Raw genomic sequence first — 22,795 nt, 5'->3', positions numbered from 1 at the left:
CAAGTCAATCGCCGTTCCCCGTTCGCCCCTCCGCTAAAGAGGACGTTCTCGCCGAGACACCCATGGCCGGTCACGAAACCCCCGAACCCGCGGACCGCAAGCAGGTCGCCGATCCGACGGCGGACCTCGAAGCGGCGGAACAGAAGCGCCACTCCTGCGATCCCGCCTTCCGGCACGGCGTCGTCGTCGGCTTCGACGGCTCCACGTCGAGCGAACGCGCGTTGGCGTATGCAATCGGTATGGCGCGGCGCCTGGGCTCCGGCCTGATCCTCGTCCACGTGGCCAACCGGCTGCCGACGACGGTGTGGGCGGGCTGCGAACCCCCGGTCTTCGTCGACGTCCCCGACCACCGCACCGAGGTGCTCGGGCTGGAGCTCGCCTGCGCCGACCACCTCTCCGAGGTCCCCTGGATCCTCGTCGAGCGCGGCGGCGACATCTGCCACGAACTGGAGGAGGTCGGCCGCGAGTACGAGGCCGACGCCATCGTGGTCGGCTCCACGCACGGTCTCGTCGGGCGGATCTTCGGGTCGGTGGCCGGCCGGCTGGCGCGCCGCGCCCAGCGCCCGGTCATGGTCATTCCCTGACGCCCGCAAGCGTCCCGCCCCGAGCCGGACGGCGCCGAACTCCCCTGTCCGCGGGCCCCGTTGATCGACTCTCCTCGGCATGTCCACAGTTGAGGGGGCGTCATGGGGATTGTGGGCAGCGGACTTCCGGTTGCCGGCCGGAGGTTGGCCGGGTGCCGGTGACGGGTAGAAAACGGTCACCGCGACGTGCTGCCGGCCGGGAAGTGACGGATCCCGGGGCGGCGGCATCCCGCCGGCGCAATGGGCGACGCCGGCGAAGGGGAGGCGCCGGCTCCGCGTGCGTACGGTGGCACGCACGCGGAGCCGGCGCTCGCCCTTTGCGCCCGAGCCGGCGCCGCTTTCGCGGAGGGGGCCGGGCGCCGTGGGGGTTGCTCAGTTGTCGCTTCGGTGGGACGGGGGATGCGTTTCACCGAAGCGTGGGGTGTCTCCCGTTGCTGTGCGGTGGACTACTCCACCGTCACCGACTTGGCGAGGTTGCGGGGCTTGTCGATGTCCCGGCCCAGGGCCAACGCGGTGTGGTAGGCGAGGAGTTGCAGCGGGATGCCCATCAGGATCGGGTCCAGCTCGGGCTCGTTCTTCGGGACCACGATGGTGTGGTCGGCCTTCTCCTGCTCCTGGTGGGCGACGGCGAGGATCCGGCCGCTGCGGGCCTTGATCTCCTCCAGCGCGGCGCGGTTCTTCTCCAGCAGGTCGTCGTCCGGGACGATCGCCACGGTCGGCATGGCGGGCTCGATGAGCGCCAGCGGGCCGTGCTTGAGCTCCGAGGCCGGGTACGCCTCGGCGTGGATGTACGAGACCTCCTTGAGCTTCAGGGACGCCTCGCGGGCCACCGGGTAGCCGCGCACCCGGCCGATGAACATCATCGACTTGGCGTCGGCGTACAGCGCCGAGAGCTTCTTGATGTCGTCCTCGCCCTTGAGGATCTCGTCGATCTGGCCGGGCAGCTTCCGCAGGCCCTCGATGATCCGCTTGCCGTCCGCGACCGACAGGTCCCGGATCCGGCCCAGGTGCAGGGCGAGCAGCGCGAAGGAGACCACCATGTTGGTGAAGCACTTGGTGGAGACCACGCAGACCTCCGGGCCGGCGTGCACGTAGATGCCGCCGTCGGTCTCCCGGGCGATCGCCGAGCCGACCACGTTCACCAGGCCCAGGACCCGCGCGCCCTTGCGCTTGAGCTCCTGGACGGCGGCCAGCACGTCGTAGGTCTCACCGGACTGGGAGACCGCGACGTAGAGGGTGTCGGGGTCCACGACCGGGTCGCGGTAGCGGAACTCGGAGGCCGGCTCGGCGTCCGAGGGGATGCGGGCCAGCTCCTCGATCATCTGGGCGCCGATCTGGCCGGCGTGGTACGAGGTGCCGCAGCCCAGGATCTTCACCCGGCGCACCGCGCGGGCCTCGCGGGCGTCGAGGTTGAGACCGCCGAGGTGGACGGTGGAGAAGCGGTCGTCGATCCGGCCGCGCAGCGCCCGGTCCACCGCCTCCGCCTGCTCGGAGATCTCCTTGTGCATGTAGGTGTCGTGGCCGCCCAGGTCGTAGGACTCGGCCGCGTACTCGACGGTCTCCGGCGTCGCCGTCGTCCGCGAGCCCTCGGTGGTGTAGGTGCGGTAGTCGTCGGCCTTGAGGGTGGCCATCTCGCCGTCGTCGAGGGTGACGACCTGGCGGGTGTGCGAGACCAGCGCGGCGACGTCGGAGGAGACGAACATCTCGTGCTCGCCGATGCCCAGGACGACCGGGGAGCCGTTGCGGGCGACCACGATGCGGTCGGCAAAGTCGGCGTGCAGGACGGCGATGCCGTAGGTGCCCTCGACGTGGCGGAGCGCCTCGCGGACCTTCTCCTCCAGCGTGGCGGCGGCGGAGCCGCCGATCAGGTGGGCCAGGACCTCGGTGTCGGTCTCGGAGGCGAAGACCACGCCGTCGGCGGTCAGCCGGGCGCGCAGGTCGGCGGCGTTGTCGATGATGCCGTTGTGGACGACCGCGACCTTGCCCTCGGTGTCGAGGTGCGGGTGGGCGTTCTCGTCGGTGGGGGCGCCGTGGGTGGCCCAGCGGGTGTGCGCGATGCCGGTGGAGCCCGCGAAGCGCTTCGGCAGCCGGGACTCCAGCTCCCGCACCCGGCCCTTGGCCTTGGCGGTCTTCAGCCCGCCCGCGGCCTTGCCGGTGCCCTTGGCGTGGATGGCGATACCGGCCGAGTCGTAGCCGCGGTACTCCAGGCGCTGAAGGCCCTCAAGCAGCAGCGGCGCGACGTCGCGCTTGCCGATGTATCCGACGATCCCGCACATACGGTGACCCTTCTCGTTGGCGTTCATGGGTGCCCGGCCGTCCGGCCGGTGCTGGTGTGAGTCCTCGCGGTCAGCCGTAGACCAGGCGGCGCAGCTGGCGCAGCGAGAGCGACGGGGGCGACACGGCGCGGTGCGGCAGCTCGTGTGCGATCCGCTCGAAGATCACCTCGTTCCGCAGCCCCTGGGACTGCAGCTCGCGGTGTCTGCGGCGGACGTAGCCCTCCGTGCTCTCGTCGAAGTACGCCAGCACGTCCTGCACCACCCGGGCGGCCTCGCCGCGCTGGAGCGGCGTGCTGCGGACCAGGTGGTCGATGAGGTCCTCGTGGGACGGACGGCGTTCGAGCACCCGTAGATACTGCGGGGCCGCGGCGGGATTCGCAAGAAATCTGCCCGATATCGGGCAGGTATCGCGGATCATGCCGGAATCCGGTCCAGACCTTGACCGGTTCCCGGGCCCGCGGTACGCATGGTCACCGCCCGGTCGCTCCATGCCATACGGACGGTGCGCCCGCGCCGGGACGCGCCGCCCGCCGAACGCCCCGCGGCACCCGCCGCCGACCCAGCTCGCCGAAGGGACCGTCCATGAGACGACGCAGACTCCTGTTCTCGCTGCTGCTGGTCGCGGCTGCCGGGACGGTGACCACCGCGGCCCTGCCGCAGCAGCACGCCGCGGCCGCCGCCCCCGTCCCGCTCGGCCGGGTGATCCCGGCACCCGCCTCCGTCCGCCCGGCCGGCGGCGCCTACACACTCGGCGAACGCACCCGGATCCGGGTGCCCGGCAACTCCGGTGAGGCCCGCCGGATCGGCGGCTACCTCGCGGACCTGCTGCGGCCGGCCACCGGCCTCCCACTGCCGGTCACCACCCGCGGCGGCCCGGACGGCATCGTCCTGCGGCTCGGCGGCCGGGACAGCCGCGGGCTCGGCACGGAGGGCTACCGGCTGACCTCCGGCGGCCGCGCGGTCACCATCAGCGCCGCCCACCCGGCCGGCCTCTTCCACGGCGTCCAGACCCTCCGCCAGCTGCTGCCGGCCGCCGTCGAGAAGCGCACCCGCCAGCCCGGCCCCTGGCGCGTCGCCGGCGGCACCATCGCCGACAGCCCGCGCTACGCCTACCGCGGCGCGATGCTGGACGTCTCCCGGCACTTCTTCACCGTCGCGCAGGTCAAGCGGTACATCGACCAGCTCGCCCAGTACAAGATCAACCAGCTGCATCTGCACCTCTCCGACGACCAGGGCTGGCGGATCGCGATCGACTCCTGGCCGCGGCTGGCGACGTACGGCGGTTCCACCCAGGTCGGCGGCGGGCCCGGCGGCCACTACACCAAGGACGACTACCGCGAGATCGTCCGCTACGCCGCGGACCGCTATCTGACCGTGGTCCCCGAGATCGACATGCCCGGCCACACCAACGCCGCGCTCGCCTCCTACGCCGACCTCAACTGCGACGGCCAGGCGCCGCCCCTCTACACCGGCACCAAGGTCGGCTTCAGCTCGCTGTGCGTGCCCAAGAAGACCACCTACGACTTCGTCGACGACGTCGTCCGGGAGATCGCCGCCCTCACGCCCGGCCGCTACCTCCACATCGGCGGCGACGAGGCGCACTCCACCAGCCACGCGGACTACGTCGCCTTCATGGACAAGGTGCAGCCGGTGGTCGCCAAGTACGGCAAGACCGTGATCGGCTGGCACCAGCTGACCGGGGCGCACCCGGCCAGGGGCGCGCTCGCCCAGTACTGGGGCTACGACCGGACGGGCGCGGCGGAGCGCGCGCAGGTCGTCGACGCGGCGAAGCACGGCACCGGGCTGATCCTCTCGCCCGCCGACCGCGCCTACCTCGACATGAAGTACGACAGGGACACCCCGCTGGGCCTGGACTGGGCCGGCCTCGTGGACGTCCGGCGCGCCTACGACTGGGACCCGGGCGGCTACCTGGCGGGCGTGCCCGGCACGGCGGTCCGGGGCGTCGAGGCGCCCCTGTGGTCGGAGACGCTCACGACCTCGGCCGACGTCGAGTACATGGCCTTCCCCAGGCTCCCCGGCATCGCCGAACTGGGCTGGTCCCCGGCCCACACGCACGACTGGAACGCCTACCGGACCCGCCTCGCCGCCCAGGGCCCCCGCTGGGACGCCCAGGGCGTCAACTACTACCGGGCGCCGGGGGTGCCGTGGGGCGACGGGCGGTGAGGTGACGCCTGCGCGGCGGGGCCGGGAACGCCGTCCCGGATCCGCCGCCGCGTCCCGCGCCGGCTCCGGAGCGACGGAGCGGGCTCAGGCCCGCGCCGGGGTCGCCCGCTCGTCCGCGTCCGCGAGCCAGAAGTACACCGGCGGCAGCCCGAGTTCGATCGCCATCAGCACCACCTGGAAGCCGTCCGGCCACCCCGCCACCGCGATCGACAGCACCCGGCTGAGTCCGCCCAGCAGGAACACCCCGGTCAGCAGCCGCACCGCCACCGCCGGGATGGGCATCCGCCGGGCGGCCCACAGCCAGGCCAGCCCGTACCCGGCGAAGATCGCGCCCATGAACCGGCCGAAGCTGTCGACCGTCGCGTCGCCGTCTCCGGCGCCCGGGATCGCCGACATCCCGGCGACCACGTGGAGCAGTCCGATCGCCACGCACGCGATGCCCATCACCCACGCGAGTACCCGCAGAGTCCTGGCCATGGCCCGGATCACCGCCCTCTCCACGCTTAGTTGACACGTGTCTACCAAGGTAGCGGTCACTAGTAGACGCGTGTCAAGTAACCTTCTTCCATGCCGCCCCGCCAGCGCCTCACCCCCGCCGACCGCCGCGCCCAGCTCCTCGCCGTCGGCGCGCAGCTCTTCGCCGCCCGCCCGTACGAAGAGGTGCTGATGGAGGACATCGCCGGACGGGCAGGGGTGTCCCGCGCGCTGCTCTACCGTCACTTCCCGAACAAACGTGACCTTTTCGCGGCGGTCTACCAGCAGGCGGCCGACCAGCTGCTGGTCAAGAGCCGGTTCGACCCCGCCGACACCCTGGTCGAGCAACTCGTCGAGGGCATGGAGGCCCACCTCGACTACTTCGTCGCGAACCGCAACGCCGTCCTTGCCGGCAACCGCGTTCTCGCCGGCGACCCCGTCATCCAGACGATCATCGCGAACGAGCTCGACGCCCTCCGGGCCCGCCTGCTGGGGGTCCTCCCCCTCGCGGACGACGCCGCCCGTGAGGCCGTGTCCCAGGTGCTCAAGAGCTGGCTGGTGTTCGTCCGGGTGCTCGTCGTCGACTGGCTCACCAGGGAAACCTGCACCCGGGCCGAACTCCGCGACGTGTGCGTGGGTGCCGTCCTCGGCGCCATCCGTCCGCTGCTTCCCACGGATCCCGCGCCCGACTGGCCTCGTTGACCTGCGCCCTTCGCCGTGGGTGCCTGTGCCGGTGCCCTTCGCCGTGGGTGCCGGCGGCGGGGCGGGCGAGGCGGGCGGGCCCCGGAATATCCTTCCGGGGCCTGCGCGTTGGGGCCCCGCAGGGGGCGTTGTGGACCCCTACGGGATCCGTTCGGGCACCCCCGAGGGGGTCGCCCCCCCCCGAGGCCCCGAGGCCCCGAGGCCCCGGAGCTGCCGGTCGCTACAGCCCCAACTCCCGGGCGATCAGCATGCGTTGGACTTCGCTGGTGCCCTCGCCGATTTCGAGGATCTTGGCGTCGCGCCACATGCGGGCGACCGGGTACTCGTTCATGAAGCCGTAGCCGCCGTGGATCTGGGTGCCCTCGCGGGCGTTGTCCACCGCGACCTCGGAGGAGTGGAGCTTGGCGAGCGCGGCCTCCTTCTTGAACGGCTCGCCGTGCACCAGCCGGGAGGCGGCGTCGCGCCAGGCCAGCCGGGCGGTGTGGGCGCGCATCTCCATGTCGGCGAGCTTGAACTGCACGGCCTGGTTGGCGCCGATGGGGCGGCCGAAGGCGTGGCGCTCCCTGGCGTACTTCAGCGACTCGTCGACGCAGCCCTGGGCCAGGCCCGTGGCCACCGCGGCGATGGCGATCCGGCCCTCGTCGAGGATGCGCAGGAACTGGGCGTAGCCGCGGCCCTCCTCGCCCACGAGGTTGGCGGCCGGGACGCGGACGTCGGCGAAGGACAGCTCGCGGGTGTCGGAGGCGTTCCAGCCGACCTTGGAGTACGGGGCGGCGACCGTGAAGCCGGGGGTGCCGGACGGCACGATGATCGCGGAGATCAGGGGCGAGCCGTCGGGCCGGCGGCCGGTGACCGCGGTGACCGTCACCAGGCCGGTGAGGTCGGTGCCGGAGTTGGTGATGAAGCACTTGGTGCCGTTGATCACCCAGCTGTCGCCGTCCCGGACGGCGGTGGTGCGGGTGGCGCCGGCGTCCGAGCCGCCGTCCGGCTCGGTGAGGCCGAACGCGCCGAGCATCTCGCCGCTGCACAGCTTCGGCAGCCAGGCGCGCTTCTGCTCCTCGGTGCCGAAACGGTAGAGGGGCATCGCGCCGAGCGAGACCCCGGCCTCCAGGGTGATGGCCACCGAGGAGTCGACCCGGGCCAGCTCCTCCAGGGCGATGCCGAGTGCGAGGTAGTCGCCGCCCATCCCGCCGTACTCCTCGGGGAACGGCAGGCCGAACAGGCCCATCTGGCCCATCTGGCGGACGATGTCGTAGGGGAAGGCGTGCCGTTCGTAGTAGTCGCCGATCTGCGGGGCGACGACGTCGTGTGCGAACGCCTCGACCGTGCGCCGGAGTTCTTCCAGCTCGTCGGGCAGGCGGTGGTCCAGGGACATGGGTCACTCCTTGTGGGAGAGGGCACGGACGGTGCGCGAGGGGCTGGGGCGGCCCAGGACGTCGGCCAGCCAGACGCTGGTCTCGACCAGCCGCCCCAGATCGACACCGGTCTCGATGCCGAGGCCGTGCAGCATCCATACGAGGTCTTCGGTGGCGAGGTTGCCGGTGGCGCTCCTGGCGTAGGGGCAGCCGCCCAGGCCGCCCGCGGAGGCGTCGACGGTGGTGACGCCGTGCTGGAGCGCGGCGAAGGTGTTGGCGAGGGCCTGCCCGTAGGTGTCGTGGAAGTGCACGCCCAGCCGGGAGGTGGGTACCCGGGCCTCGTTGAGCGCGGCGAGCAGGTGCTGGACGTGGCCGGGGGTGGCCACGCCGATGGTGTCGCCGAGGCTCAGCTCGTCGCAGCCGAGGTCGAGCAGGGCCCGGCAGACCCGGACGACCTGGGTGATCGGCACCGGGCCCTCCCAGGGGTCGCCGAAGCACATCGACAGATAGCCGCGGACGTGGATCTTCTCGTCCCGGGCGCGGCGGACGACCGGCTCGAACATGGCCAGTGCCTCGTCGACGGTGCGGTTGAGGTTGGCCCTGGCGAACGACTCGGTGGCGCTGCCGATCACCGCGATCCGGCGGGCGCCCAGCGCCAGCGCGCGTTCCAGTCCCCGCTCGTTGGGCACCAGCACCGGCAGCCGCCGCGGGTCCAGGTCGTCCACCATCGGGAACAGCCGCTCGGCGTCGGCGAGTTGGGGAACCCACTTGGGGTGCACGAAGCTGGTGGCCTCGATCACCGGCAGGCCCGCGGCGGCCAGCCGGCGGATGAACTCCGCCTTGACCTCGGTGGGGACGACCGTCTGCTCGTTCTGGAGGCCGTCGCGGGGGCCGACCTCGTGGATCCGTACGCGGGTGGGCAGGCCCTCCGCGGGCACCTCCATGGGGAGCCCGGTCACCGGGGGCGTGGTCGTGCCGCTCATGCCGTGGCCTCCTCGTCCGTGCGCGGGGTGGTGCCGTCCGGGGGCGGGGCGTCGTCCTCGTGGGGGGCGACGACGGCCAGCACCTGGTCCATGGCGACCGTGCTGCCGGGGGAGACGTCCAGCTCGGTGACCGTGCCGGCGTGCGGCGCGGAGATCACGTGCTCCATCTTCATCGCCTCCACCACCAGCAGGCCCTGCCCGGCGGTGACCTCGTCGCCGACGGCGACCTTGACGACGGTGACGGTGCCGGGCATCGGGGCGGCGAGGGCGTCCACGCCGTGCCCGCGGGCCGCCGCGCGCAGTGCCTCGGCCACCGGGTCGTGGTCGGTGACGTGCCAGGCGTCGCCGTCCCGGCCCAGCCAGTCGCCGCCGCGGTGGAAGGTGTGCCGGACGCCGTCGACGGTGACCCGCACCTCGTCGTCGGTGACCGCGAAGTGCTCCGGGGCGGCGCCGGGCCGGACGTCGTAGGCCACCGGGTCGTGGCCGGGGACCCGCAGCCAGTGCCGCACCGGGGCGGGCGTGCCGCCGAGCCGGAAGCCGGTGGGGGTGGCGAACGGGTCGCGCCAGCCGTGCTCGCCGGGGGCCGGCTCCAGGGCGGCCTGGCGGACCGCGGCGGCCGCCGCGTAGACCTCGTCCGGCACCGCGGTGTCGACGAGGTCGGCCGCGACCCGCTCGACGAGGCCGGTGTCCAGCTCGCCGGAGACCACGTCCGGGTGGGCCAGCAGCCGGCGCAGGAAGCCGGCGTTGGTGGGCACGCCCAGGGTGACCGTGGCGGCCAGCGCGGCCCGCAGCTTCCGCAGGGCGCTCGCCCGGTCCGGGCCGTGTGCGACGACCTTGGCGAGCATCGGGTCGTAGCGGCTGCCGACCTCGGCGCCCTCGGTGAGGCCGGAGTCGGTGCGCTCCCCGTCGCCGTGCGGCTCGCGCAGGGTGAGGACCGTGCCGCCGGTCGGCAGGAAGGCGGGGGCGCCCCCCTTGACGGACAGGGTCTCGGCGCAGATCCGGGCCTCCACGGCGTGCCCGGTGAAGGCGAGGTCCTCCTGGGCCCAGGGGAGTCGCTCGCCGGCGGCGACCCTCAGCTGCCATTCGACGAGGTCGAGTCCCGTGATGAGCTCGGTGACGGGGTGCTCCACCTGGAGACGGGTGTTCATCTCCATGAAGCAGTAGCCGGCCGGGTCCTTGCCGGGGACGATGAACTCGACGGTGCCGGCGCCGCGGTAGCCGCAGGAGCGGGCCGCCTGGACGGCCGCCGCGCCCATCGCGGCGCGGGTGGCCTCGTCCAGCAGCACCGAGGGGGCCTCCTCGATGATCTTCTGGTGGCGGCGCTGGAGGGAGCACTCGCGCTCGCCGAGGTGGAGGACGGTGCCGTGGCCGTCGGCCAGCACCTGGATCTCGATGTGCCGGGGGCGGTCGATCCAGCGCTCCACCAGCAGGGTGTCGTCCCCGAAGGACGAGCGGGCCTCGCGGCGGGCGGCGGCGATGTCATCGGCCAGTTCGGCGGCGTCCCGGACCAGGCGCATGCCCTTGCCGCCGCCGCCGGCCGACGGCTTCAGCAGCACCGGCACGCCGATCTCCCGGGCGGCGGCGGCCAGTTGGGCGTCGCTCAGCCCACTGCCCGAGGAACCGGGGACGACCGGGACGCCGGCGGCGCGGACCGTCTCCTTGGCCCGGATCTTGTCGCCCATCAGCTCGATGGCGTCCGCGGGCGGCCCGATGAACACCAGCCCGGCGTCGGTGCAGGCGCGGGCGAAGGCGGCGTTCTCGGCGAGGAAGCCGTAGCCGGGGTGGACGGCCCGGGCGCCGGTGCGGGCGGCGGCGTCCAGCAGGTGCTCGATCGACAGATAGCTCTCCGCGGCCGGGGCCGGGCCGATCCGGACCGCGGTGTCGGCCTCGCGGACGTGCCGGGCGTCGGCGTCCGCGTCGCTGTACACCGCGACCGAGCGGATGCCGAGGGCGCGCAGCGTCCGGATGACGCGGACCGCGATCTCCCCGCGGTTGGCGACCAGGACGGTGTCGAACAGGCCGGTGTCGAAGGTGGTCATAGGTCCTCTCACATCCGGAAGACGCCGAAGCCCGGCGCTGCGCCGTCCCGTTGGGGGAGCGGGGCGTTGGCGCACGCGGTCAGTGCCAGGCCCAGCACCTGGCGGGTCTCCAGCGGGTCGATGACGCCGTCGTCCCAGAGCCGGGCGGTCGCGTAGTAGGCGTTGCCCTGGGTCTCGTACTGGGCGCGGATCGGGTCCTTGAAGGCGGCCTCGTCCTCGGTGCTCCACTCCTCGCCGCGCGCCTCCAACTGGTCGCGCTTGACGGTGGCGAGGACGGAGGCGGCCTGCTCGCCGCCCATCACGGAGATCTTGGCGTTGGGCCACATCCACAGGAAGCGGGGGGAGTAGGCGCGGCCGCACATCGAGTAGTTGCCCGCGCCGTAGGAGCCGCCGACGACGACGGTCAGCTTGGGGACGCGGGTGCAGGCGACGGCGGTGACCATCTTGGCGCCGTGCTTGGCGATGCCGCCCGCCTCGTAGTCGCGGCCGACCATGAAGCCGGAGATGTTCTGAAGGAAGAGCAGCGGGATGCCGCGCTGGTCGCACAGCTCGACGAAGTGGGCGCCCTTCTGGGCGGATTCGGAGAACAGGATGCCGTTGTTGGCGACGATCCCCACCGGGTGCCCGTGGATGTGGGCGAAGCCGGTGACCAGGGTGGTGCCGTACTCGGCCTTGAACTCGGCGAAGCGGGAGCCGTCGGTGATCCGGGCGATCACCTCGCGGACGTCGTAGGGCGTGCGGGAGTCGACCGGCACCGCGCCGTAGAGCCCCGCCGGGTCGGCCTTGGGCTCCTCGACGGGCCGGACGGCCCAGGGGAGCGGCGGGCGGTCGCCGAGGGTGGCGACGATGGTGCGGACGATCCGCAGGGCGTGCGCGTCGTCCTCGGCGAGGTGGTCGGTGACGCCGGAGGTGCGGGAGTGCACCTCACCGCCGCCCAGCTCCTCGGCGCTGACGACCTCGCCGGTGGCGGCCTTCACCAGCGGGGGGCCGCCGAGGAAGATCGTGCCCTGGTTGCGGACGATGACCGCCTCGTCGCTCATCGCCGGGACGTAGGCGCCGCCGGCGGTGCAGGAGCCGAGGACCGCGGCGATCTGCGGGATGCGGGCGGCGGACATCCGCGCCTGGTTGTAGAAGATCCGGCCGAAGTGCTCGCGGTCGGGGAAGACCTCGTCCTGCATGGGCAGGAAGGCGCCGCCGGAGTCGACGAGGTACAGGCACGGGAGGCGGTTCTCCAGCGCCACCTCCTGGGCGCGCAGGTGCTTCTTGACCGTCATCGGGTAGTACGTGCCGCCCTTGACCGTGGCGTCGTTGGCGACGATCACGGTCTCCCGGCCGCTGACCCGGCCGATGCCGGCGATCACCCCGGCGGCCGGCGCGGCCCCGTCGTACATCCCGTCCGCGGCCAGCGGCGCCAGCTCCAGGAAGGGGGAGCCGGGGTCCAGCAGGGCGTCGACGCGGTCGCGGGGCAGCAGCTTGCCGCGGGCCGTGTGCCGCGCCCGGGCCTTCTCGCCGCCGCCCAGCCGGGCCGCGGCCAGCTTCTCGCGGAGCTGCTCGGACAGCTCGCGGTGGGCGGCCTCGTTGGCCCGCCAGGCGTCGGACGCCGGGTCGTCGGTGCCCGCCAGCACCGGTGCCTGCTCGATGGCCTCCATCGCCATGGGCCCCCTCGCTCGGTCGGCTGCCCCGGAGCACCGCGGGGCGTGCTCGGGGCCATACGCGTTAATGGTCGTTAACCTCTCGTCCTTCAGGTTAACGACCACTAACCCGCCTGTCTACAATCGACCCCATGAGCAACGCGCACGCCCCCGCCCCGACCAGCCGCCGCGAGCAGATCCTCAAGGAGGCCGCCCGGCTCTTCGCCGAGCGCGGCTTCCACGGCGTCGGCGTGGACGAGATAGGGGCGGCCGTGGGCATCTCCGGCCCCGGGCTCTACCGGCACTTCGCCGGCAAGGACGCGATGCTCGCCGAGCTGCTCGTCGGGATCAGCGAACGGCTGCTGGCCGGCGGCCGGATGCGGGTCGACGAGGGCGGGGAGAGCCCCGCGGCGGTGCTCGACGCGCTGATCGACGGGCACATCGACTTCGCCCTCGACGACCGCCCCCTGATCACCCTGCACGACCGCGAGCTGGACCGGCTGCGGGAGGCCGACCGCAAGCGGGTCCGGCAGCTCCAGCGGCAGTACGTCGAGCTGTGGGTGGAGGTCGTCCGGCAGGTCCACCCCGCGCCCGCGGAGTCCGAGGTGCGGGCGGCGGTGCACGCGGTCTTCGGGCTGCTGAACTCCACCCCGCACCTGGGGCGCCCCGGCTCGCTGCCGGGCCGCACGGAGATGGCGCACCTGCTGCACCGGCTGGCGCTGGGCGCGTTCGCGGCGGTCGATGCGGACGGGGCCGCAGGGGTCGCCGAGGGCGTCGTGGCCGCGCACCGGGCGGGCTGACGGCGGGGCTCCCACCGGCCGGCAACGGCCCCGCCGCACCTCTGGACAGTGCAGGTGACCGGCCGGTAGCTTTCGCTGAGCAAACGCTTAGTGTGGTGGGTGAAGGAGGCCAAGGGCATGCGCCGGACGGTGTTCAACGAGGATCACGAGGCGTTCCGCGAGACCATACGCGCCTTCGTCGAGGCCGAGGTCGTACCGGTCTACGACGACTGGTACGCCGCCGGCCAAGTGCCCCGCGACTTCTACTACAAACTCGCCGAGCTGGGCATCTTCGGCATCCGCGTCCCCGAGGAGTACGGCGGCGCCGGCATCGACTCGCACAAGTTCGAGGCCGTGATGTACGAGGAGACGGCCCGCGCCGGCGTCACCTTCGGCGGCTCCGGCGTCCATGTGCTGCTCGGCCTGCCGTACATCGAGATGCTCGCCACCGAGGAGCAGAAGAAGCGCTACCTCCCCAAGTTCGTCTCCGGCGAGGAGATGTGGGCCCTGGCGATGACCGAGCCCGGCACCGGCTCCGACCTCGCCGGCATGAAGACCACCGCCAAGCTCTCCGCCGACGGCACCCACTACGTCCTCAACGGCTCCAAGACCTTCATCACCGGCGGCGTGCACGCCGACCGCGTCATCGTCTGCGCCCGCACCTCCGCGCCGCGCGAGGACGACCGCCGCCACGGCATCTCCCTCTTCGCCGTCGACACCACGTCCGAGGGCTACTCGATCGGCCGCAAGCTCGACAAGCTCGGCCTGAAGGTCTCCGACACCGCCGAGCTGGCGTTCGTCGACGTCAAGGTGCCCGTCGAGGACCTGCTCGGCGAGGAGAACAAGGGCTTCTCCTACCTCGGCCGCAACCTCCCCTCCGAGCGCTGGGGCATCGCCTTCGGCGCCTACGCGCAGGCCAAGGCCGCCGTCCGCTTCGCCCAGAGTTACGTCCAGGAGCGCACCGTCTTCGGCAAGACCGTCGCCTCCTTCCAGAACACCAAGTTCGAACTGGCCGCCTGCCAGGCCGAGGTGGACGCCGCCGAGGCGGTCGCCGACCGCGCCCTGGAGGCCCTGGACGCCGGCGAACTGACCGCCGCCGAGGCCGCCTCCGCCAAGCTCTTCTGCACCGAGGTCGCCCACCGCGTCATCGACCGCTGCCTCCAACTCCACGGCGGCTACGGCTTCATGAACGAGTACCCCATCGCCCGCCTCTACGCCGACAACCGCGTCAACCGCATCTACGGCGGCACCAGCGAGGTCATGAAGTCCATCATCGCCAAGTCCATGGGCCTGTAGGGGCACGGGGACCCACGCACGTGAACGACGCACTCCGGTCGCTGCTCGAACTGCTGGACCTGGAACGGATCGAGCAGGACATCTTCCGCGGGCAGAGCCGCGCCTCCGTGGTGCCCCGGGTCTTCGGCGGCCAGGTCGCCGCCCAGGCCCTGGTCGCGGCCGGCCACACGGTCCCCGCCGAACGGCCACCGCACTCCCTGCACGCGTACTTCCTGCACCCCGGCGACCCCGGCGCGCCGATCGTCTACACCGTCGACCGGATCCGCGACGGCCGGTCCTTCACCACCCGCCGGGTCGTCGCCGTCCAGCACGGCCGGCAGATCTTCCACCTCACCGCGTCATTCCACGCGTACGAGTACGAGGAGGGGGCGGGGGCGCTGGAGCACCAGGAGCCGATGCCGGCCGCGCCCGACCCGCTGGAACTGCCCACCGCCGCCGAGACGCTGCCCCGGCACGCCGAGCGGTACCTCTCGCCGGAGGTGGCCGAGCGGCTGCTGGAGGCCCGGGCCGCGATCGACCTGCGGTACGCCGACGAGCCGCCCTACGCCACCGTCGGCCGGCCGCGCGAGCCCCGCTCCCAGGTGTGGTTCCGCACCCAGGGCAAGCTCGACGATGCCGGTGACGGCATCCCCCGCCCGCTCCTCGACGTCTGCCTGGTCACCTACGTCTCCGACATGACGCTGCTGGACTCGATCCTGCTGGCGCACGGCCGCGGCGGCTGGGCGGTCGGCGACGTGGTCGGCGCGAGTCTGGACCACGCGATGTGGTTCCACCGCCCGCTGCGCGCCGACGAGTGGCTGCTCTACGACCAGGAGTCGCCCACCTCCCGGTCCGGCCGCGGGCTCGGCCAGGGACGCATCTTCACGGCGGACGGACAGCTGGCGGTGACGGTGATCCAGGAGGGGGTCGTGCGGGTGCCGCGGGGGTAGGGGGCGCGGCTGCTGTCGGCGGATGACGGACGGCGGGCGTCAGGGGGCGGGTTCCAAGGGCGGTGTCAGGGGTTGTCGGGGGCGTCTCAGAGACAGGGGCGTCTCAGGGGTCGGTCAGGGGTGATCCCTGATGTCATCCGGCGCCGTCCCGCGGAGAGTTGACGGTAGTTCACCGTCCCTTCCGGTCCTGTGGCCGGCGCCCTTGGGAGCAGCCCGATGCGACTCCGCCGTTCCGCCCCACGCCGTTCCGCCCCACGCCGGTCCGTCCGCCGTCGGCTGGCCGTCGCCGGCGTCGCCCTCGCCGTGATCGCCGCAGGGGCCTGCGCGCCCGCCGTGATGGCGTCCCCTGCCGTTCCGCACCGGACGGCTGCCGGCGCCCCGTTCGATCCCGCACCGATGCGGGAACTGCTCGCCCGTCTGCCCGATCGCGTCGTCGCCGGCGCGCTGGTCAGGGTGGCGGGGGACGGCCGGGCGACGCCGTGGACCGGCACCGCGGGGGAGGTGTCCCCCGACGCCCACTTCCGCATCGGCAGCGTGACGAAGATCTTCACCAGCACGATCGTGCTCCAGTTGGTCGCCGAGCGCCGGATCGCCCTCGACGCTCCCGTCCGCCGCTATCTGCCCGACCTCGTTCCCGCCGCCTACGGCACCGTCACCGTGCACGAACTCCTGGACCACACCAGCGGCCTGCCGGCCCCGGCCGGCATACCGGGGCCCGCGGACGGGCCGGGGTGGTGGCGCAAGGGCGTCTCGCCGCAGGACGTGGTGCGCAACGCCTTCGCGGCCGCCGCGGGCCGGAAGCCGGGGCAGCGGCCCGTACCCGGCCGCGTCCAGCAGTACAACGGCGTCAACACCTTCGTCCTCGGCCTGCTGGTCGAGAAGGTGACCGGCCGCACCTTCGGCGACGCACTCACCCGCCGTATCATCCGGCCGCTGGGGCTGCGCCACACCGGCCTCCCCGCGCGGGACGACATGTCCCTACCCGTCCCGCACGCCCGCGTGTACGTCGGCGAGGACGAGGTGACCGAGCAGAGCCCCTGGGCCTGGGCCGAGGGCGGCATGATCTCCACCGCCGCCGATCTGGACCGGTTTACGACCGCCCTGTTCCGCGGCCGGCTCCTCCCGCCCGCCCAGCAGAAGCTGGTGTTCACCGTGCCCGCGGTGGACAGCGCGCCGACCAACACCAACTGCATCAACGGGAAGAGCTGCTTCAGCGCCGGCGGCCTGATGCGGATCGTGCTCGACAACGGCGTCACCGTCTGGGGCAAGACCGGTTCCCTGCCCGGGTGGACCAACGGTGTCTTCACCACCCGCGACCTGAAGCGCCGCGTGGCCTACTCCCTCAACCCCACGGGCACGACCTCCGAACGCCCCTACGTGATGGCGGTCCTGAACGCCGCCTTCAAGAACGCCGGTTTCAGGGACACGACCTTCAAGGACGCCGGCTGAACCACCGGGGCGGGCAGGCCGGTTCAGAGCAGGTCCGCCGCCGCCAGGAGGTAGCGGGTCGGCGGGTCGTAGTGGCGGGGGCTCAGGACGTGGTCGTCGAGGGGGACGGTGACCTGGACGGTGCCCTCGGCCTCGGCGAGGAAGAGGGCGGGGTCGTTGCAGTCGGCGAAGCCGATCGTGGGGATGCCGCGCTGGCCCGCGCAGCCGGCCCAGCCGTGGTCGGCCATGACCAGGTCCGGCAGCGGGCGGCCGGCGCGCTCCAGGCCGTCCAGGATCGCGGCCATCGGCTCCGGGGAGTGGGTGTGCCACAGCGTCGCCCCGCGCTCCAGCACCGCCACGTCGCCGAACTGGAACACCATCCCGTCGGCGGCCTGCAGCCCGTCGGGGACGACCATGATCTCGCAGTCGCGCTCGCGCAGGGCCTGGGCGGTGGCACGGTGGACGTCCAGCAGGCCGCCGGGGTGGCCGGTGGCGAACAGGACGCGCTGGCGGTCGGCGGCCGCCTTGCGCAGCACCGCGGCGGCGCGCTCCAGCGCGTCCACGGTCAGCTCCGGGTCGATGGTGTCCTGGCCCTGCCGGTGGTCCGGGTCGTCGTTGACGCCGCAGCGCTCCGCCATCACGGCCAGCACGTCCTGCTCGTCCGTCCAGCGGTCGCCCAGCTCCAGGCCGAACCAGTAGTGGCGGTCGCCGTTCGCGAGCCGGCGGTAGTGCAGCAGGTTGTTCTCGCGCGGGGTGGCGACGGCCCCCGCGATCCGGGTGCGGACGAGATGGTCGATGAGTTCGGCACGCGAGGGGGCCGGAGCGGCTATCGGCATAGCGTCATTGTGCCCGGCGGGCCCCGGCGGGGCGGGGCGTTCCACAGCCCGGACACCGACGGAAACCGACAGAAACCGACGGAAGGGGGCGACGTGGCGGGGCGGGGCGGCGCCGCGGGCGGGAAGCGGCGGCAAGCGGCGGGAAGCGGTGCGGAGCGCGGTGGCAGACGGATGGACCGAATACGGATGGACAGAATGTCGAACGGAATTGCGGCGAGGCCCGCAAATGTCCATGTGCCGGGAGGGGGCCGGTGCCTACGCTCGGCGCCATGACCACCGCATCGCACGAGCCCGTGGGCCCCGTCGACTCCTCCCGCATTCCGCGCTACGCCGGGCCCGCGACCTTCGCCCGGCTGCCCCGCCTCGACGAGGTCGGCGGCCGGACCGATGTCGCCGTCGTCGGTGTCCCCTTCGACACCGGCGTCTCCTACCGCCCGGGCGCCCGCTTCGGCGGCAACGCGATCCGTGAGGCGTCGCGGCTGCTGCGGCCCTACAACCCGGCGCAGGACGCCTCGCCGTTCGCGCTGGCGCAGGTCGCCGACGCCGGGGACATCGCGGCCAACCCGTTCGACATCCACGAGGCCGTGGAGACCATCGAGGCCGCCGCGGACGACATCCTGGGCACCGGCGCCCGCATGATGACGCTCGGCGGCGACCACACCATCGCCCTGCCGCTGCTCCGCTCGGTCGCCAGGAAGCACGGCCCGGTGGCGCTGCTGCACTTCGACGCGCACCTCGACACCTGGGACACCTACTTCGGCGCCGAGTACACCCACGGCACCCCGTTCCGCCGCGCCGTCGAGGAGGGCATCCTCGACACCTCCGCCCTCTCCCACGTCGGCACCCGCGGTCCGCTCTACGGCAAGAAGGACCTCACCGACGACGAGAAGATGGGTTTCGGCATCGTCACCTCCGCGGACGTCTACCGCCGCGGCGCCGACGAGGTCGCCGACCAGCTGCGGCAGCGCATCGGCGACCGGCCGCTGTACATCTCGATCGACATCGACTGCCTGGACCCGGCGCACGCCCCCGGCACCGGCACCCCCGAGGCCGGCGGCATGACCTCGCGGGAGCTGCTGGAGATCCTGCGCGGACTGGCGTCCTGCAACCTGGTGTCCGCGGACGTGGTGGAGGTGGCCCCCGCCTACGACCACGCCGAGATCACCGCCGTGGCCGCCTCGCACACCGCCTACGAGCTGACCACGATCATGTCCCGGCAGATCGCGGACGCCCGGGGCTGACCCGCGCGCACAGCACGACCGCCGGCGGGCCTCGGGCCTGCCGGCGGTCTTTTCACGGGCGGGTAGCGCCCCCGCTCATGCGCTCATTCAGGCCGCCACGCGGCCCTGCACCAGCTGGGACAGGGCGGCGTGCACCTCCTCGACCGACCGCTGGGGCTGGAACGACTGCCAGTCCAGCGCCGCGACCAGCACCATCCCCAGCAGCGCGGAGGCGGTGAGCGGCACATCGAGTTCGTCGCTCAACTCCCCGGCGCGCACCGCGTCCTGCAGCACCGACTCCACGACCGCCAGGGCGCGGCCCCGGACGGAGGTGAGGGTGGCGCGCCAGGTGCGGTTGGTGCGCCACAGCTCGGCGACGTAGAGCTGGGTGAGGGCGGGGGAGCCGGCGATGAAGTCCAGGCCGGCGCGGATCATCGCGTCGAGCGCGTCGACCCGGCTGCCGCCGCGGGCCGCGGTGTCGTCCGCGGCGGTGCGCAGCGAGGCGGCGAGCAGGTCGACGCCGTCCCGCAGCAGTTCCTCGTAGAGGACGTTCTTGCTGCTGAAGTTGTAGTAGACGGTGCCCTTGGCGACGCCCGCGCGCTCGGCGATCTCCTCGACCGTGGTGGCGGAGAAGCCCTGTTCGGCGATGAGCGTGACGGCGGCGTCGAAGAGCCGGCGCCGGGTGGGGGTGCGGCGGGGGGCGGCGCCGGAGATGGCGCCGCCCCCGTTGCCGGAGCGGGTGCTCACAGGCTGAGCTCCGGGTGCAGGTCCTTCATCCGCACCACCTGGCGGCTGCGCGCCGCGAGGGCGGTGAGGGCCAGCGCGCCCACCGTGAACGCGGCGAGCACGATGCTGCCCTGCCAGACGACGTCCAGGTCACCGCCGGTGATCAGCCGGCGCAGGCCGTCGACGACGTAGCTCATCGGCAGGAACGGGTGGATCCAGGAGAAGAACCCCGGACTGGTCTGCACCGGGTAGGTGCCGCCCGCCGACGTCAGCTGGAGCATCAGGACGACCAGCGTCAACACCCGGCCGGCCGGCCCGAAGAAGGCGCTCAGCAGCTGGATGAGGGCGGTGAAGCAGGCGGTGCCCAGCATCAGGAACCCGATCGTGGCGCCCGCGCGCTCCATCTCCAGACCCAGCGCCCAGTGCAGCACGGCCATCAGGGCCAGCACCTGGACGACGCCGATGGCGAACGCCGGCAGCCAGGAGCCGAGCGCGATCCGCCAGCCGGGCGCGCCCGCGGCCAGCGCCCGCTTGCCGAGCGGCGCGAGCAGCATGTACGCGACCATCGCGCCGACCCAGAGGGAGAGCGGGATGAAGTACGGGGCGAGGCCGGTGCCGTAGTTGGGCGCCTTGTGCATCGACTTGGCGGCCAGCTTGACCGGGTCGGACATCACGTCGGTGCGGGTGTCCCGGTCCTTCTTGTCGTAGTCCGGGATCTTGGCGACACCACTGTGCAGCCCGGTGGCCAGCTGGTTGGCGCCGTCCTTGAGCTTGTACAGACCGCCGCTGAGCTTCTCGGCGCCGTCGTGGGCGGTGCCGAGACCGTTGTGCAGCTGGCCTGCGCCGTTGGCGAGGTCACCGGCGCCGTTGGCCAACTGGCCTGCGCCGTTGGCGAGGTCACCGGCGCCCTTGTGCAGCTGGCCTGCGCCGTTGGCGAGGTCACCGGCACCGTTGTGGAGCTGGCCTGCGCCGTCGGCGAGCTGGCCGGCACCGTTGGCGAGGGCACCGAGACCGCCGGCGAACTGCCCGGCGCCCTGGGCGACCTGGTGCGCACCGGTGTTGAGCTTGTTGAGCTGGGCGAGCTGACCGTCGGCGTTCTTCACGATGTCGGGCACCTGGTCGGCGACCATCTGGGCACCCTGTTGCACCTCGCGCAGCTTGGCGCGCAGCTGGCCGAAGTCCGCCTGTGAGATGGCGTTGTCGACCTTCTTCGCCAGGTCGGCCGCGTCGGCGGTGCCGACCGCGATCCCCTTCAGGCGCGCGCAGTCCGCGTCGGTGTTCCCGCCGGTGCACCGCGCCTCGTACAGCGCCTGGGCATCGTCGGCGCTCTTGCGCGTCTGGGCGGCGGCCTTGGACGAGTTCGCGGGGAGCTTGGACAGGAGGTCGTCCACGTCCTCGGTCACTTTGACGACGAACCGTGCGCCGTCGGCGATCTCCTTGCCGTGCTGCTTGAGGTAGGGCAGGTCCTTCTTGGCGAGGCCGCCGATCTGGTCGACGAGCTGCTGGGTGCCGTCCGCGACCTGACTCGCGCCCTGGCTGAGCTCCTTGGCCTTGGCAGCGGCCTGGGCCGCGCCGTTGCTGAGGTCGCCGGCGCCCTTGTCGAGCTTGCCCGCGCCGTTGCTGAGGTCGCCGGCGCCCTTGTCCAGCTTCCCGGCGCCGTTGCTGAGGTCGCCGGCGCCCTTGTCCAGCTTCCCGGCGCCGTTGCTGAGGTCCCCCGCCCCCTTGTCGAGCTTGCCCGCGCCGTCGTTCAACTTGCCCAGCCCGTCGGCCAGTTCGCCCGTCTTCTCGCGGGCGGTGCCCAGGCCGTCGTTGACCTTGCCGGCGCCGTCGGCGGCCTTGGCGGTCTCGTCGTGCAGGTCCGAGAACGACACGAAGATCTTGTCGAGGAAGGCCCGGCTGGACTTCGCCGAGGTCTTGGCGCGGATCTCGGAGAACACCGTCTTGGAGATCGAGCCGACGATGTAGTTGTTGGCGTCGTTGGTGCGGACCTGGAGCGCACCGGTCTGCGGGTCGTCACCGCCGCTGGAGGCGATCCGCTCGCTGAAGTCCTTGGGGACGGTCAGCGAGAGGTAGTAGTCGCCCTTCTCCAGACCCTTGGCGGCGTCGGCGGCGCTGACCTCCTCCCAGTCGAAGGTCTTGCTGTCCTTGACGTTGCGGGCCAGGTCGGCGCCGGCGGTCAGCTTCTTGCCGCCGGAGGTGGCGCCCTGGTCCTCGTTGACGAGGGCGACCGGGATCTTGTCCAGGCGGCTGTAGGGGTCCCAGAAGGAGCAGAGGTAGAGCGCTCCGTACAGCAGCGGGATGAGCATCAGGGCGACCAGGCCCAGCCGGGGGAGCTTGCCCCGGCCGAACCGCCGCAACTCAAGCGCGGCCAGTCTCGGCGAACGCATGCGCCGCTTCCTCCTCGTGGGTGTCGGGCCGGTGGGTGTCGGTGGCGGTCGCCGGTGCCGCGGCGGTGGAGACGCACAGGGCGTCCGCCGGTGCGTCGGAGGCGACCGCGACCACGGTGGTGCCGCCCAGCGCCAGATCCCGCAGCATCTGCCAGGCGGCGGCGCGCTCGTCGGAGGAGAGCTTGAGGTCGAGGTCGTCGACGGCCAGCAGGTGCGGCCGGTGCATCACCGCGAGCGCCACCGACAGCCGCAGCGCCTCCAGTCGTTCCAGGTCGCGGACGCAGGTCCGCAGGCCCTTCGGCAGGGTCTCCGGGTCGAGTCCGGCGGCCGCCAGCGCGGCGTCGACCAGCGCCTTGGTGGCCTCCTTGCGGCGGCGGCCGAAGAGGAGCGCGGCGCCCCGGTGGCCCAGGAGGGCCTGTTCCCGGAGGTGTTCGGCGACGGTGAGGGCGGGTTCGAGGTCGGCGATGCCGGGCACGTGCGCGATCGCGGTACAGCCGCGGACCGTCCCCATGCGCTTGGGCAGCGGGAAGCCGGCGACGGTGGCCTGGCCCTCGGCGATCCGCATGCGTCCGGTGAGCGCGAGCAGCAGGCAGGTGCGGCCGGAGCCCGACGGACCCTGCACCGCGATCAGCGACCCGGGGTCGGCGGTGACGTCGACGCCCCGAAAGGCCCACCCGCGTGGGCCCTTCACTCCTATTCCCCGGGCGTTGACGGCCGCCCCCTGGCGGGTGGTCTCCACAACCCCTCCTTTTGATCTGACTGGTCAGTCTAAAAGTGTGCCGTACGCGGGCCGCATTGACCAATCCGGGGGCGCACACGGGGCCGGAAAACGCGGGTCGCGGCCGGAAATCGATGGATCGTGCATTCAACGGTGACCCGCGTCACCGGCGGCTCGTAGGGTGCGCTGACGTTGGGCAGAGCCGAGGCTGGGTCCGTGCCCCAAGGGCGCGTACCGGCCGCAGGGAC

At 72.7% G+C, this 22,795-nt stretch carries 19 protein-coding genes; 8 read left to right on the top strand and 11 right to left on the bottom strand.

The window, feature by feature from the left end:
* Window positions 1–62 precede the first annotated feature (62 nt).
* Window positions 63–584, top strand: a complete 522-nt coding sequence (locus K2224_RS01760; RefSeq protein ID WP_221904889.1) for a universal stress protein — start codon at window positions 63–65, stop codon at window positions 582–584.
* A 446-nt stretch (window positions 585–1,030) separates the two neighbouring features.
* On the opposite strand, the gene glmS is transcribed toward K2224_RS01760, so the two are convergent.
* Complete coding sequence (gene glmS / locus K2224_RS01755) at window positions 1,031–2,860, bottom strand: glutamine--fructose-6-phosphate transaminase (isomerizing) (protein WP_221909372.1); 1,830 nt, start codon at window positions 2,858–2,860, stop codon at window positions 1,031–1,033.
* Window positions 2,861–2,930: 70 nt separating this feature from the next.
* The gene (locus tag K2224_RS01750; RefSeq protein WP_221904888.1) at window positions 2,931–3,206 is read right to left on the bottom strand and encodes a hypothetical protein; all 276 of its coding nucleotides are present in this window, start codon (window positions 3,204–3,206) and stop codon (window positions 2,931–2,933) included.
* 236 nt (window positions 3,207–3,442) lie between these two features.
* Here K2224_RS01750 and K2224_RS01745 point away from each other — a divergent pair, with 236 nt between their 5' ends.
* Window positions 3,443–5,044, top strand: a complete 1,602-nt coding sequence (locus tag K2224_RS01745; RefSeq protein ID WP_221904887.1) for a beta-N-acetylhexosaminidase — start codon at window positions 3,443–3,445, stop codon at window positions 5,042–5,044.
* A gap of 84 nt (window positions 5,045–5,128) precedes the next feature.
* Here the strand turns inward: K2224_RS01745 and K2224_RS01740 are convergent, their stop codons facing one another.
* Window positions 5,129–5,521: a DUF4345 domain-containing protein gene (locus K2224_RS01740; RefSeq protein ID WP_221904886.1), complete on the bottom strand. Its 393-nt coding sequence runs from the start codon at window positions 5,519–5,521 to the stop codon at window positions 5,129–5,131.
* A gap of 90 nt (window positions 5,522–5,611) precedes the next feature.
* Here K2224_RS01740 and K2224_RS01735 point away from each other — a divergent pair, with 90 nt between their 5' ends.
* A complete protein-coding gene (locus tag K2224_RS01735) occupies window positions 5,612–6,220 on the top strand; it encodes a TetR/AcrR family transcriptional regulator (protein ID WP_221904885.1) in 609 nt (202 codons plus the stop codon).
* Between the two features lie 220 nt (window positions 6,221–6,440).
* Here the strand turns inward: K2224_RS01735 and K2224_RS01730 are convergent, their stop codons facing one another.
* The 4 genes from K2224_RS01730 to K2224_RS01715 are packed head-to-tail and all read right to left on the bottom strand — an operon-like array spanning window position 6,441 to window position 12,237.
* Window positions 6,441–7,589 carry an acyl-CoA dehydrogenase family protein gene (locus tag K2224_RS01730; protein ID WP_221909371.1) on the bottom strand — a complete coding sequence of 383 codons (1,149 nt, stop codon included), beginning with the start codon at window positions 7,587–7,589 and terminating at the stop codon, window positions 6,441–6,443.
* 9 nt (window positions 7,590–7,598) lie between these two features.
* A complete protein-coding gene (locus tag K2224_RS01725; protein ID WP_221904884.1) occupies window positions 7,599–8,558 on the bottom strand; it encodes a hydroxymethylglutaryl-CoA lyase in 960 nt (319 codons plus the stop codon).
* Window positions 8,555–10,597: a biotin carboxylase N-terminal domain-containing protein gene (locus tag K2224_RS01720; RefSeq protein ID WP_221904883.1), complete on the bottom strand. Its 2,043-nt coding sequence runs from the start codon at window positions 10,595–10,597 to the stop codon at window positions 8,555–8,557. Before K2224_RS01720 ends, K2224_RS01725 begins: the two co-directional genes overlap by 4 nt.
* Before the next feature lie 8 nt (window positions 10,598–10,605).
* Window positions 10,606–12,237, bottom strand: coding sequence for a carboxyl transferase domain-containing protein (locus tag K2224_RS01715; protein ID WP_221909370.1), 1,632 nt, complete (start codon window positions 12,235–12,237; stop codon window positions 10,606–10,608).
* A gap of 143 nt (window positions 12,238–12,380) precedes the next feature.
* Between K2224_RS01715 and K2224_RS01710 the strand changes: the two genes are divergently transcribed.
* The 4 genes from K2224_RS01710 to K2224_RS01695 all read left to right on the top strand — a co-directional run bounded on the left by K2224_RS01710 (window position 12,381) and on the right by K2224_RS01695 (window position 16,681).
* Window positions 12,381–13,028: a TetR/AcrR family transcriptional regulator gene (locus K2224_RS01710; RefSeq protein WP_221904882.1), complete on the top strand. Its 648-nt coding sequence runs from the start codon at window positions 12,381–12,383 to the stop codon at window positions 13,026–13,028.
* Window positions 13,029–13,145: 117 nt separating this feature from the next.
* Window positions 13,146–14,303: an acyl-CoA dehydrogenase family protein gene (locus K2224_RS01705; RefSeq protein WP_221904881.1), complete on the top strand. Its 1,158-nt coding sequence runs from the start codon at window positions 13,146–13,148 to the stop codon at window positions 14,301–14,303.
* A gap of 20 nt (window positions 14,304–14,323) precedes the next feature.
* Window positions 14,324–15,232: an acyl-CoA thioesterase II gene (locus K2224_RS01700; protein ID WP_221904880.1), complete on the top strand. Its 909-nt coding sequence runs from the start codon at window positions 14,324–14,326 to the stop codon at window positions 15,230–15,232.
* A gap of 216 nt (window positions 15,233–15,448) precedes the next feature.
* Window positions 15,449–16,681, top strand: a complete 1,233-nt coding sequence (locus K2224_RS01695; protein WP_221904879.1) for a serine hydrolase — start codon at window positions 15,449–15,451, stop codon at window positions 16,679–16,681.
* Window positions 16,682–16,704: 23 nt separating this feature from the next.
* On the opposite strand, the gene K2224_RS01690 is transcribed toward K2224_RS01695, so the two are convergent.
* The gene (locus K2224_RS01690; protein ID WP_221904878.1) at window positions 16,705–17,496 is read right to left on the bottom strand and encodes a phosphatase; all 792 of its coding nucleotides are present in this window, start codon (window positions 17,494–17,496) and stop codon (window positions 16,705–16,707) included.
* A 269-nt stretch (window positions 17,497–17,765) separates the two neighbouring features.
* On the opposite strand from K2224_RS01690, the gene speB reads away from it, so the two are divergent.
* Window positions 17,766–18,737 (top strand): agmatinase, encoded by a 972-nt coding sequence (gene speB / locus K2224_RS01685; protein ID WP_221904877.1) that lies wholly within the window; start codon window positions 17,766–17,768, stop codon window positions 18,735–18,737.
* A gap of 87 nt (window positions 18,738–18,824) precedes the next feature.
* Here the strand turns inward: speB and K2224_RS01680 are convergent, their stop codons facing one another.
* Genes K2224_RS01680 through K2224_RS01670 form a run of 3 tightly spaced genes read right to left on the bottom strand, consistent with a single transcriptional unit; the run spans window position 18,825 to window position 22,568 of the window.
* Window positions 18,825–19,463 (bottom strand): TetR/AcrR family transcriptional regulator, encoded by a 639-nt coding sequence (locus K2224_RS01680; protein WP_221904876.1) that lies wholly within the window; start codon window positions 19,461–19,463, stop codon window positions 18,825–18,827.
* A complete protein-coding gene (locus K2224_RS01675) occupies window positions 19,460–21,829 on the bottom strand; it encodes a YhgE/Pip domain-containing protein (RefSeq protein WP_221904875.1) in 2,370 nt (789 codons plus the stop codon). The genes K2224_RS01680 and K2224_RS01675 overlap by 4 nt, the downstream gene beginning before the upstream one ends.
* Complete coding sequence (locus tag K2224_RS01670; RefSeq protein WP_221904874.1) at window positions 21,801–22,568, bottom strand: ATP-binding cassette domain-containing protein; 768 nt, start codon at window positions 22,566–22,568, stop codon at window positions 21,801–21,803. Before K2224_RS01670 ends, K2224_RS01675 begins: the two co-directional genes overlap by 29 nt.
* Window positions 22,569–22,795: the final 227 nt, after the last annotated feature.

This window comes from Streptomyces sp. BHT-5-2 (assembly GCF_019774615.1).
GTDB lineage: Bacteria > Actinomycetota > Actinomycetes > Streptomycetales > Streptomycetaceae > Streptomyces.
This window is presented reverse-complemented; position numbering and strand designations above follow the sequence as displayed.